Raw genomic sequence first — 12,139 nt, 5'->3', positions numbered from 1 at the left:
TTAAAACAATTCTATACTTCTAATAAACTAGCAATGAACATAATTCCCTTTGAAATTTGTTCTTCATCTGCATAACTGAAAGAAAGTCGCAAAAATTCTGATCCATCACAGGGATCGATAAAAAAATGCTTTCCAGGAATGAAACTAACCCCTATAGCTAGAGCTTTTTTCAGTAGTTTATCAGTATCTATAGTAGGCAGATGTACCCAAATAAAAAATCCACCACTAGGTTCAGTCCAATGGATAGTTGTAGGCATGTATTTTGAAAGGGCCTCTTTTATAAATAAAAGTCGCTTGCTGTAATCGGATCTAACTTGTTGAACATGTGTAGAAAAATCACAATGTTTTAAATAGTACGCGGTGACTGCCCAGGAGAAAGCATGATCTGCATCCTTCTTAAAATGAGACATTGCTTCAACCATTTTTTTTGGTGCTACTGCCCATCCAATTCGTAAACCTGGTGCTATTACCTTAGACATGGATGATAAATAAATAACTCTATCAAATTTATCAAAAGATTTAATAGGTGGAAGCTCTCCTTTAGATGCAAGTTGACCATAAGCATCATCTTCTACAATCAGAAAATCATACTCTTCGGCAAGTTTTAATAACTGAGTTCGTCTGCTCAAATCCATTGAAATACCAGTTGGATTGTGGAAGGTTGGCACCGTATAAATCAGTTTTGGAAGTTGAATTCTATTTTTTTGCCTATACGCCAAGTCCTCAGCTAGAAAATCAACATCTAGACCCTTTTGATCCATTGGGTAACTTATAAAGTTGGACGTATAGTTTCGAAAAATTTCTATCGCTTCCATATACGTTGGGGATTCCAAGGCAACTAAATCACTTTCATGCAACAATACTTTAGCTGTAAGATCTAGTGCTTGGGTACTCCCAGCGGTGACGATCATTTTTTGATTATCTAAATGAATCCCACGAATGTAACTATTTTCCTTCAATAATATTTTCAAATTCTTTTTTGATGGACTTCCTTCATACTGAAAAGGCAGATCTCTTTCTTTGTTTGATAGATTTAATGCAGCCTTCATTAAATCCTCAATCGGAATTGCGTTTGGATGAGGATATCCAGCATGCAGATTAATATTTTGTGAAAAAGGCTTAGGCGCCCATTGGCCTGGTGGTCCAACTTCGAGCGCCTTGTGAATAAGAGGTGGAAAAAAACGTTCAAAATTCATTTAAACACCCTGCAATTCAATAGTTTATGTTTATTTTAACATGATAGGAGAGGGGGAATCCTGATTTACCTCTTTGGCTATTTTTTGTATTGTATCCCATAATGTTTTTATATCATCTAAATTTTGTTTTATATTCCCTATTGAAATTCTAATAACATATCCTTCTCGTATTACCGCGTGTGATAGGTAAACGAGTCCCGATTGATTTAGTTTTTGCATAATTTGAGCATTTAGCTTATCTAAATATTTCTTGGATTCCTCATTTTCATCTAACTTCAACTCTGTCCAAATATTTTGTAAATGTTCAGGAACATAACGAATGCATAAAAGTGGAAAATGTGAAGTTGTTACACATTCAAAATCAGGGTGTAAGTTAACTTCTTTTTCTAACCATTCAGCAAGTTGGATGCTTCTTCTCATTCTACTAGTCAAACCCTCTAATCCAAAACTACGGATGATCCACCATAGCTTTAATGATCGGAAGCTGCGCCCTAGTTGTAACGAGAAATCCATATAATCGATGCTGCCATCTTCATTTTCCGTTTGTAAATATTCTGGAACTAAACGAAAACTATTGGAAAGTGCTCCCTGTCTACGACAAAACATAGCTGTAACTTCAAGTGGAGTATAGAGACATTTATGTGGATTGACCACAATAGAGTCACCAAGCTGTAAATCCTCAGACTTATTCTTAATTTCTGGAACTACATTCCAAAAACCCCCATAAGCTGCATCAATATGCAGCCAAATTCCATGCTTTTTGCAAATATCTGAAATAGAAGACAGTGGATCTACTGATCCTGTAGCCGTAGTTCCCACTGTTGCAACTACTGCCATAGGTCGAAATCCTTTTTCTAGATCGGATAAAATCACTTTTTCTAATTCCTCAGGAATCATTTGGTAATATTCATCTGTAGGAATTCGAACTGCATGATCTGTTCCTATTCCTAGAGCTATAGCAGCTTTATCCACTGAACTATGTGCTTGATCGGAAGTATAAATTCTTAAAGTTGGTAGCACTCTTCCAGTAAGGCCTTTGGTGCGAACCTCCAAATCAGTTAAGGCATCTCGTGCTGCGACAAGCGCGTAAAAAGTTGCTAAAGAAGCATTATTTATTAAAACACCATCTGAAGAAGGATCATAACCTACCATTTCTGTAATCCATCTAAGTACTATTTTTTCGAGAGCAGATGCAGCTGGAGAAGCCTTCCAAACCATAGCATTTACATTTAATGAAGATATGAGAAGATCAGCCAAAATACCTGGGAAACTTGCTGTAATACTAAAATAAGCATGAAATGATGGATGATTCCAATGTGTTAAATGAGGAATGATTTTTTCCCATGTTTCATCCAATGTTAAATCAAACGATTCTGCTTTGTTGGGTATAGGTCCATCTAACATATTTAATAATTCTTTTGGGGTTATGTCTGTACTGACAGGGGTTTCACGTATGTTTTCAAAATACTCTCGAATTAATTGAATCAGTTTTTGTCCTTGTTCTTCGAACTCATGTGGAGCCCAATCTCCCAAATTCAAATTTTCGTTATCCGGTTTCATTTTATACCATCCTCTACAAATAATTCATGGACAATATGATCATGATCAGTTGGTCGATCTTCCCAGTCCCAAGCACCAGAAACACTCAAATTAGCTCCAGATATATAAGAAGCACGTTCGGAAACTAAAAAGGCAACTGAATCAGCGATCTCTTCTGGTGTTCCCAATCTCTTCATAGGAACACGTTGACGCATCCATTCCACTTGTTCAGGTGACTGATATCCATTTTCAATGAGCCCTGGTGAAATACAATTCACTGTAATTCCGTAGGAGGCTTCTTCAACTGCTAAAGAACGAGAAAAAATGATAACACCTGTTTTGGCAATGGAATAAGCAGCAACATTAGGTGCACCACGAACGATATAGTTTGGACTTAGACCTATATTTATAATACGCCCCATCCGACGTTTGCGCATTCCAGGTATAACGGCTTTACACATATAAAAAACACTGTGTAAGTTGCTTTTAAATACTTCATCCCACTCGTTTACAGCAATTTTAGAAATCGGTTTTAGATGAAATTCACCAACATTATTAACAAGTATATCTATGGATCCTAGTTGATTTGTAACTTGAACAACAAGTTTATCAACGTCATCAGGATTCGTTACATCCGCTTGAAAAATCATTGCTCTTCTACCTAGCGAATCAATTTGATTCATTACTTCAATTGCTTTTTCTTTTTGTCCACGATACACAATAGCCACATCCGAACCCTGCTTAGCAAGTTCTAAAGCAATGGCCTTTCCAATACCTCTAGAGCTACCTGTAACCAATGCAACCATATTAGTTAAACTCATATCAAACACCTTTCTATTATCTTATTTGATGTGACTATGACTATGACTATCATGGTCATGTTCTACTTCTACTTCTAATTCATGAAAGTAAATAATGTTTCGTGGTTTTAAGCAATATTTGGCATAAAATGCTGTTAATAGAGATTCCTCTTTATCTCTGAGATCAACATGGAGTTCTTGACTTTTCCAAGGGTATTGCATGATAACTTCATTTGGCTTCTCTGAATTCTGATAAAATGAAGCATGACCGCACCAGCCTGGATGTTCATGAGCACCTGGACCTACTAAATCATCCATTTCCTGCATTAGTTCCAAGGCTTGCTTTTCAAGACCATTTTTTAAATACCAAGTTTCCATTACTGTAATCATTTAAAATTCCCCCTTATTTATTTGTTTTGCGTTTTTCTTTATAAAAATTTTGCATGAGAGAGACCCCATCATCAACAAAATGCTGACATACCAATCCATGGTGCTCACGATTATGAGCTTGAGTATCCATAAATTGATTCCAAGATTTCGTAATCAATGAAGGCCATTGATGTTTATCTCCTAATTTCTGTACCATTAGATCACGCAGTTTGCGAAATTTGTTCAGCATTAATTTATGATCAATGTTTAATACCCCGCTGAAACCATCACTAAGAAACGGAGGCATCATCGAGGGTCTGATTAATTCCTCATAAGATTTGGGCGAGAAGTCCGACGTATACTTCATAGTAGCAGTGGAAGCTTTCATTAGATTAGAAAGTCTATCAAGTGATTTAGTTAGCAAATTCCATTCTCTTTGATTCAAAGCTTGAATACTCGAATCCAGTAATGTATTCATAGTAATGATAATAATTTGAAACGATTGGTGTCCTTGTTTCCAGCGCAATACTGCTTGCTGGTAAGCTGTTGAAATAGTGTCTACCGAGTTTGTTTGCATAACTTAACTCTCCCTTTGTTCACTTTGAGAAATATCCACCCATTTTTCCAATGTAACTTGGAATACATTTAACCAACCCTTAAGAATTTCATATTTCTCTATTGCCTCCAAGCTAGTACCATCTAGGTCATGTAATTGGTCTTCATATAAAAGAATACAATTTTTAGACCAGTCAATCAGATCAGGATTGTTTCTTTTTAATCGAAAATAAAGATCATATTCTTCTTCAGAGGACCTTCCTGAAAATAAATCTGGTACTTTTGAATTTTTTGGAATGGATAGAGGTTTTATTAAACCATAGTCCAGATCTAGTTCACTACTCATCTCAAAACACCTCCTTATATAATTCTTGAAGGCAATTAAATAAACTATAAATTTCTAGAAATTACATAAGATTATATTCTAGAAAATAAATCAAATACCTTCAAATAAATGGATATTACTTGCTGATTGAATCACCATTCATAGTTATCATTTCTTACAACAGAATGCTTCACAACACTTAAAAAAGGAGTAGATCACCAATTCTGTTAAGTAAAAAAATTAAAACCTGAGACTGGAAATGATTCCCTATGTATATTACATCATTCACTTTACATAATAGATCTAATTAATAAAAACACTGTTTATGTTCATATTTAATTAAAAATTGGGAAATAATCTATTTTTCTCCTATATTCCAGATATTTTCATAAAACAATATACATATATGTATATTTTATGTAAGCGGGGATTGCCAATCAGGTCTCTATCTAGAACTGACCTAAATATTCATTTAGTCAAAAAAGTGATATTATTATATAATAAACATATATTGAAAGTGCTTTCTTATTTATTATTTTGATATAAAAAAAGAGGAGGAATATGTATGCAGACTGAAAAACAATACATACCAGGTTTAGAAGGGGTGATTGCTTGTGAGACGAATATCTCCTATCTAGATGTGGAAAATGAGGAAATTGTGATTCGCGGTTATGATTTGATTGAGCTAGCAAAAAATGTGAAGTATGTAGATATCATCACTCTTCTATTAGATGGTTATCTACCAGAAAATGAACAGCGAAAGGAACTAGAGTCACAACTTCAAAAAGAGTATCAACTACCAGAAAATATTTTATCTATTCTGAAACTATTACCTTCTAAAACTCACTCCATGGATGCTTTACGTACAGGGATTTCTGCTTTAGCTGGTTATGAAGACGATCTTGAAGATCGATCACAAAATTCAACCCGTGATAAAGCGATTCGATTGTTAGCAAAAGTCCCTAATATCGTTGCTAATAGTTACCACGCAAAAGTAAATCAGCCCTTTATTGAACCTAGACAAGATCTATCATACAGTGCTAACTTTTTGTATATGATTACTGGTAAAACACCTTCTGAAAGTGAAGTTGAAGCTTTTGATCAGTTATTGATGGTGTATAGTGAACATGAAATGCCGAATTCCACTTTTGCAGCTAGAGTCATTACATCAACACAAGCAGATATATATGGTGCGTTAACGGGAGCTGTAGCTTCACTAAAAGGAACCCTTCATGGTGGAGCAAATGAAGCAGTCATGAAAATGTTGTTAGAAGCAGAAACAAAAGATAAAATTGAACCGATGATTTTAGAGAAGCTAGCAAATAAAGAGCGCATTATGGGATTTGGACACAGAGTTTATATGAGGAAAATGGACCCACGCGCATTATTAATGAAGGAAGCATTATTGAAACTCGTTGAAGAAAAAGGGAACCGAGAATTATATGATATGTGTGTCATCGGTGAAGAAGTAATGAAACGAGAAAAAGGTCTGTATCCAAATTTAGATTATTATGCTGCACCTGTATATTACTTATTAGACATTCCGATTGATCTTTATACACCCATCTTTTTATCTTCTCGTATCGTTGGCATTAGTGCACATGTAGATGAACAAAATCAAAATAACCGATTGTTTAGGCCTAGAGTAAATTACTTAGGACCTCGTAATCTTCATCCATAAGTACAAGGCGGAAGTTTATTAAAATAGATTTATCCTTATCTCTCTTATGATAAGATAATAATATATTAAATAACATAATTGAAAGGAAATCATAGTATGAGTCAAATTTCATCTGAAAGTACAGATACACAAAGCTTTGATCAGTTAATTAAAGAAATAGCAGAATATGCCGTAAATTACAAAGTAAATAGCACTGAAGCCTACGATACCGCAAAATACGTTTTAATTGATTCATTAGGGTGTGCAATGCTTGCTTTGCGATTTCCAGAATGTACAAAACATCTTGGTCCCATCGTTCAAGGAACAAATGTTGAAAATGGTGTTCGTGTTCCCGGCACACAATTTGTGTTAGATCCTGTTCAAGGTGCTTTTAATATAGGAACTATGATTCGCTGGCTGGATTATAACGATACTTGGTTGGCGCAGGAGTGGGGACATCCATCAGATAATTTGGGTGCTATATTAGCTGTAGCCGATTATATGAGTCGTCAGAGAATAATCGAAGGCAAAGAAAAACTATTGATGAAGGATGTGCTAACCGCCTCGATTAAAGCACATGAAATTCAAGGTGTGCTAGCGTTAGATAATAGTTTAAACAGAGTTGGGCTTGATCATGTCTTGTTTGTAAAGGTTGCTTCTACCGCTGTTGCCGCGGCAATGTTAGGTGGTACATTAGAGGAAGTGATGAATGCGGTTTCAAATGCTTGGATTGATAATGCCAGTCTTAGAACCTATCGACATTTTCCAAATACAGGATCAAGAAAATCGTGGGCTGCAGGGGATGCAACAAGCCGTGCTGTATGGTTATCATTGATCGCTAAAAAAGGAGAAATGGGTTATGCGACTGCATTGACAGCTGAGAAATGGGGTTTTCAGGATGTTTTATTTAAAGGTGAGCAATTAACACTTGCCCGTCCTTTTGATTCCTATGTGATGGAACAAGTGTTATTTAAGGTTTCATTCCCTGCTGAGTTTCATGCACAAACGGCTGTAGAATGTGCAGTGAAACTCCATCATGAAATTAAGGATCGTTTACGTTTAGAAGATATTGATAAAATCACAATCAATACACATGAAGCTGCGAGTCGAATCATTGATAAAAAAGGTCCGTTGAAAAACCCGGCAGATCGTGACCACTGTTTGCAATATATGACTGCAATTGGTTTAATTTATGGAGATTTAATCGCAGAGCATTATGAAGAAGAATTCGCTGTAGACCCTAGGATTGATGCCTTACGTGAGAAAATGATTGTCGAGGAAAATAAACAATATAGTATGGATTATTTAGATGCAGATAAACGTTCCATTGCCAATGCTATACAAATTCACTTTAAAGATGGCAGCAAAACAGATAAAGTGGAGATTGAGTATCCAATTGGTCATCGAAAAAGAAGAGCTGAGGCTAAGCCAAAACTATTAGAGAAGTTCGAAAATAATTTAGCTACTAGATTTCCAGCGAAAAAAGTAGAAAAAATAGTTGAACTTAGTATGGATCAGAAAAGGTTGGAAGAAACGGCTGTACATGATTTTATGAATTTATTAGTCATTTAAATTTAATATTATATAAAATATCCTTCGATTCTTACATGTAATCGGAGGATATTTTTAAATTGAAGATAAGAAACAAGAAGCATATAATATTTAGCACTTTCATAGAAATTTAGATATAGGAGGAGATAAAAAATGAATGAGCAAAACTATCGAAATCATGCTCGGTTGCATCCAATGTATCATTATATTGGTGCGCCCTTAGTACTATTGGTTTTTATTGGTACAATCATTTATTTAGTTTTATCTATTTCATCAGGAGAAAATATTTCAATTGCTCTTCTGTGGGTAGGGGGTTCTGTTGGTCTTTTTATAGTTTTTGGACTTGTTAGGGTATATTCCATCAAGGTACAAGATCGTGTAATTCGTTCAGAAGAGAATTTGCGTCATTATGTTCTTACTGGGCGTTTGTTAGATCCAAGTTTAACAGTGGATCAAATTATTGGTTTGCGATTTGCAAGTGATGAAGAGTTTCCAGCATTATGTGAAAAGGCAAGTAAAGAAAACTTAGATAAGAAACAAATTAAAAAAGCAGTGAAAAATTGGCGTGGGGACTATTATCGTGTGTAATTGAAAAAAGAAGGTAAACAGAATGAATCAAGTAGGTTTCATATAAATGTGAATTTAATTCAAAATAATGAAGGTATACTCAAATGGATAAAACTAAAAAAGCGCTCAAAGTAGCGCTTTTTTAGTTTACTACCAAGTAAGACATTGTAAGTAGCAGAATCTATTTAGTTTTTGTAAGATAATAGTTAAGAAAATCAAAGTATTTTTAGTTGACATTAAAAGTATAGTCTATTATTGTTTAATTAAATAGAATATTTAGTTAATTTTTTCCACAGATTCTATTATTTCTGTTTAAATTTACAGAAGTTTCTACGTTTTTTTCTACAATCTGCTATTTTACTCATATTAGTAGGGATACTACTTATAATAAATGATTTTAAATGATGATACCAATTAAGAAAATTCACTATCATCTATAATCTACAAGCTAGTATTCTATCCTCTACTAAAAGTTGATAACTTCACTTACAAACTTTCACATTAAATTCAGTTGTTTCTTTGTTTTATCACTTTCCACATACAGATTGTTTTGTTGAATCTAATTTTGATTGTAAAATACGTTCTTAGGATATAATCTCTATTTTCAAGTGAATAATCGATTTAGTAATAGATTATATTGTCTCTTTTCTAGGTAATTTCAGTCATAATTTAGAAGTTTACTTTAAAAAGGAGGTGTATTTGGGAGCGGTCTCATGTGGTTTTAGGAAAATTTTATAATCAGGAGGAAGGTGCAATGAAAATCTTTCGAAGTATGACGCTTATTTTTCTGTCACTACTGGTATTGTTTTCTGGTATGTTTGAAAGTTTTCAAAAAGGCAACGAAGTGGACGCTGCACCAAGTACGTATAATTACGCAGAAGCACTTCAGAAGTCTATTTATTTTTATGAAGCACAACGCTCTGGTGAATTACCTGATAATAACAGAGTAGAGTGGCGTGGTGATTCAGGCTTAAATGATGGTGCAGATGTAGGTTTGGATTTAACTGGAGGATGGTATGACGCTGGGGATCACGTAAAGTTTGGATTTCCTATGGCAGCAACTACAACAATGTTGGCTTGGTCAGTTTACGAATATAAGGATGGTTACATACAGGCGGGCCAATATGAAGAAATATTGGATAACATAAAGTGGGCTACAGATTACTTTATTAAAGCTCACACTGGACCTAATGAATTGTATGGTCAAATAGGAACTGGTGGAGTGGATCATGCATGGTGGGGACCTGCAGAAGTTATGCAAATGGCTCGTCCATCCTACAAAATTGATGCAAGCTGTCCAGGTTCTGATTTAGCAGGGGAAACTGCTGCTGCTCTAGCGGCTTCATCCATCATTTTCAAAGAAACAGATCCGACTTATGCGTCTACTTTATTACAACATGCAATCCAGTTATATGATTTTGCAGATCAATATCGAGGAAAATATTCCGATTGCATTACAGATGCTGCTTCATTCTATAACTCTTGGAGTGGATATGAAGATGAAATTACTTGGGGAGCGGTTTGGTTGTATTTAGCAACGAATGATGAAACTTATTTAAATAAAGCCATTGCTTCTACAGCAGATTGGGGTACAGAAGGTCAAACACCATATTGGGGTTATTTATGGACACAAGCTTGGGATGATAAACATTATGGAGCGCAAATTTTATTGGCTAGAATTACTGGAGATAGTCAGTTTATCACTTCAACAGAACGAAATTTAGATTATTGGACAACTGGAACTGAAGATACAGGACAAAGGATTACTTATACACCTGGTGGTTTAGCTTGGTTAGATACTTGGGGTGTTTTAAGATATGCTGCAAACGCTTCCTTTTTAGCATTTGTTTATTCAGACTGGTTAGAAGCAAGTGATCCAGCCAAAGCACAAAAATATCGTGATTTTGCAGTAGATCAGATCCTATATATGCTTGGTGATAATCCTCATAACCGCAGTTATGTAATCGGTTACAGTAATAATCCGCCAGAACATCCTCATCATCGTACTTCTCATGGATCTTGGGCAGATAGCCAATCTGTTCCTGAATATCATCGTCATATTTTATATGGTGCATTAGTTGGTGGTCCCGATCTAAATGATAATTACACAGATGACATTGGAGATTACGTTAGTAATGAGGTTGCTACAGATTATAATGCTGGTTTTACTGGTTCTTTAGCAAAGATGAATTTAATGTATGGTGCCGGTCAGCAACCACTTCCAAATTTCCCTCAGCCAGAAGTGCGTGAAGATGAAATGTTTGTAGAAGCATCAGTAAATAGTTCAGGAGCAACTTATACAGAAATTAAGGCTTTGTTAAATAATCGTGCAGGTTGGCCTGCAAGAATGGGAGATAAATTATCCTTCAAGTATTTTGTGGATCTTTCCGAAGTGTATGATGCGGGTTATACAGTAAATGATCTAACCACGTCAACAGCTTACAATCAAGGCTCATCAGTATCAGGTTTTATCCCTTATGACATCGATAACAATGTATATTATGTTCTAGTAGATTTTACGGGTGTTGACATTTATCCAGGTGGACAGTCGGCTTATAAAAAAGAAGTGCAGTTTAGAATGGCAGCCCCATCAGGAACAACGTTCTGGGACCCAAGTAATGATTATTCATATCAAGAGTTAACTTCAGGTTCTTCAGTGATAAAAACACCATATATCCCTGTATTTGATGATGGATTGAAGGTATTTGGTGACGAACCTGGACCAGCACTTCCTCCAAGTACACCTACAAATGTTACTGTAAATGAAGGGAATGAACAGATCACTTTAAGTTGGAATCATGCAAGCGGAGCAAATAGTTACAATATTAAAAGATCTGAATTCAGTGGAGGTCCTTATTTAATTATTGATTCAACTTTAAATAATAATTATACAGATACAGGTTTATCAAATGGGGAAACGTATTTCTATGTGGTCAGTGCATCTAACAATTCTGGGGATAGCCCAGATTCATCTGAAGTAAATGGAACACCATTTTTACCTCAACCTGGAACATTTACTCTATCAGCTATTACAGGTGATGGACAGGTAGATCTAAGTTGGAGCTTATCTAGTAATGCTGACGATTATGATGTTATAAGGGCAGAAGTAAGCGGAGGACCATATACCACAATTGCAGATGGTATTTTATTAAGAAATTATACAGATACTTCCGTTTCCAATGGAACGACTTATTATTACCAAGTAGCAGCAAATAATGGAGCGGGAACAGCTACCTCGAATGAAGTTCAAGCTCTTCCACAATTACAGCAGCCAGGCAGCTTTACTTTGTCTGCAACAGCAGGTGATGGGCAAGTAGAGTTAAGTTGGACTGCTTCTTCCTATGCAAACAGTTATGAGGTATTACGATCAACATCTATGAATGGACCGTTTGATAGTTTACAATCAGATCTTTCAACTACTTCTTTTACAGATACAACAGCTATTAACGGTACAACTTATTATTATCAAGTAGTGGCATCAAATAGTGCTGGAGATAAGGAGTCTAATGTCGTAGATGCGACTCCAAACGTGCCGGTAGTTGGAGATTTAGTCTTACAATACAAAGCAGCGGATACC

At 35.4% G+C, this 12,139-nt stretch carries 10 protein-coding genes; 4 read left to right on the top strand and 6 right to left on the bottom strand.

What is annotated here, in order from left to right:
- Window positions 1-11: 11 nt before the first annotated feature.
- The 6 genes from ERL59_RS17675 to ERL59_RS17650 are packed head-to-tail and all read right to left on the bottom strand — an operon-like array spanning window position 12 to window position 4,805.
- Window positions 12-1,196, bottom strand: a complete 1,185-nt coding sequence (locus ERL59_RS17675; protein WP_160647569.1) for an aminotransferase-like domain-containing protein — start codon at window positions 1,194-1,196, stop codon at window positions 12-14.
- A 30-nt stretch (window positions 1,197-1,226) separates the two neighbouring features.
- Window positions 1,227-2,756, bottom strand: a complete 1,530-nt coding sequence (locus ERL59_RS17670; protein ID WP_160647568.1) for a pyridoxal phosphate-dependent decarboxylase family protein — start codon at window positions 2,754-2,756, stop codon at window positions 1,227-1,229.
- Window positions 2,753-3,556: an SDR family NAD(P)-dependent oxidoreductase gene (locus tag ERL59_RS17665; RefSeq protein ID WP_160647567.1), complete on the bottom strand. Its 804-nt coding sequence runs from the start codon at window positions 3,554-3,556 to the stop codon at window positions 2,753-2,755. The genes ERL59_RS17670 and ERL59_RS17665 overlap by 4 nt, the downstream gene beginning before the upstream one ends.
- Before the next feature lie 21 nt (window positions 3,557-3,577).
- Entirely contained in the window at window positions 3,578-3,925 is a 348-nt protein-coding gene (locus ERL59_RS17660) for a hypothetical protein (RefSeq protein ID WP_235929941.1), read from the bottom strand.
- Between the two features lie 13 nt (window positions 3,926-3,938).
- On the bottom strand, window positions 3,939-4,481 hold the full coding sequence (locus ERL59_RS17655) for a hypothetical protein (RefSeq protein ID WP_160647566.1): 543 nt from the start codon (window positions 4,479-4,481) through the stop codon (window positions 3,939-3,941).
- A gap of 3 nt (window positions 4,482-4,484) precedes the next feature.
- Entirely contained in the window at window positions 4,485-4,805 is a 321-nt protein-coding gene (locus tag ERL59_RS17650; RefSeq protein ID WP_160647565.1) for a hypothetical protein, read from the bottom strand.
- Between the two features lie 544 nt (window positions 4,806-5,349).
- On the opposite strand from ERL59_RS17650, the gene mmgD reads away from it, so the two are divergent.
- The 4 genes from mmgD to ERL59_RS17630 form a co-directional block, all read left to right on the top strand.
- The gene (gene mmgD / locus ERL59_RS17645) at window positions 5,350-6,465 is read left to right on the top strand and encodes a citrate synthase (RefSeq protein WP_160647564.1); all 1,116 of its coding nucleotides are present in this window, start codon (window positions 5,350-5,352) and stop codon (window positions 6,463-6,465) included.
- A 96-nt stretch (window positions 6,466-6,561) separates the two neighbouring features.
- Window positions 6,562-8,016, top strand: a complete 1,455-nt coding sequence (locus tag ERL59_RS17640) for a bifunctional 2-methylcitrate dehydratase/aconitate hydratase (protein ID WP_201763623.1) — start codon at window positions 6,562-6,564, stop codon at window positions 8,014-8,016.
- A gap of 132 nt (window positions 8,017-8,148) precedes the next feature.
- Window positions 8,149-8,583: a DUF6526 family protein gene (locus ERL59_RS17635; RefSeq protein WP_160647563.1), complete on the top strand. Its 435-nt coding sequence runs from the start codon at window positions 8,149-8,151 to the stop codon at window positions 8,581-8,583.
- 733 nt (window positions 8,584-9,316) lie between these two features.
- The coding region (locus ERL59_RS17630) for a glycoside hydrolase family 9 protein (protein WP_160647562.1) at window positions 9,317-12,139 on the top strand (2,823 nt) is incomplete at its 3' end.

Origin of the sequence: Chengkuizengella marina, assembly GCF_009910845.1 — a bacterium.
GTDB lineage: Bacteria > Bacillota > Bacilli > Paenibacillales > KCTC-33759 > Chengkuizengella > Chengkuizengella marina.
This window is presented reverse-complemented; position numbering and strand designations above follow the sequence as displayed.

Coding starts and splice junctions, on each gene's coding strand:
- ERL59_RS17675 (WP_160647569.1), bottom strand. CDS start 1,196: ATGAATTTTGAACGTTTTTTTCCACCTCTTATTCACAAGGCGCTCGAA.
- ERL59_RS17670 (WP_160647568.1), bottom strand. CDS start 2,756: ATGAAACCGGATAACGAAAATTTGAATTTGGGAGATTGGGCTCCACAT.
- ERL59_RS17665 (WP_160647567.1), bottom strand. CDS start 3,556: ATGAGTTTAACTAATATGGTTGCATTGGTTACAGGTAGCTCTAGAGGT.
- ERL59_RS17660 (WP_235929941.1), bottom strand. CDS start 3,925: ATGATTACAGTAATGGAAACTTGGTATTTAAAAAATGGTCTTGAAAAG.
- ERL59_RS17655 (WP_160647566.1), bottom strand. CDS start 4,481: ATGCAAACAAACTCGGTAGACACTATTTCAACAGCTTACCAGCAAGCA.
- ERL59_RS17650 (WP_160647565.1), bottom strand. CDS start 4,805: ATGAGTAGTGAACTAGATCTGGACTATGGTTTAATAAAACCTCTATCC.
- mmgD (WP_160647564.1), top strand. CDS start 5,350: ATGCAGACTGAAAAACAATACATACCAGGTTTAGAAGGGGTGATTGCT.
- ERL59_RS17640 (WP_201763623.1), top strand. CDS start 6,562: ATGAGTCAAATTTCATCTGAAAGTACAGATACACAAAGCTTTGATCAG.
- ERL59_RS17635 (WP_160647563.1), top strand. CDS start 8,149: ATGAATGAGCAAAACTATCGAAATCATGCTCGGTTGCATCCAATGTAT.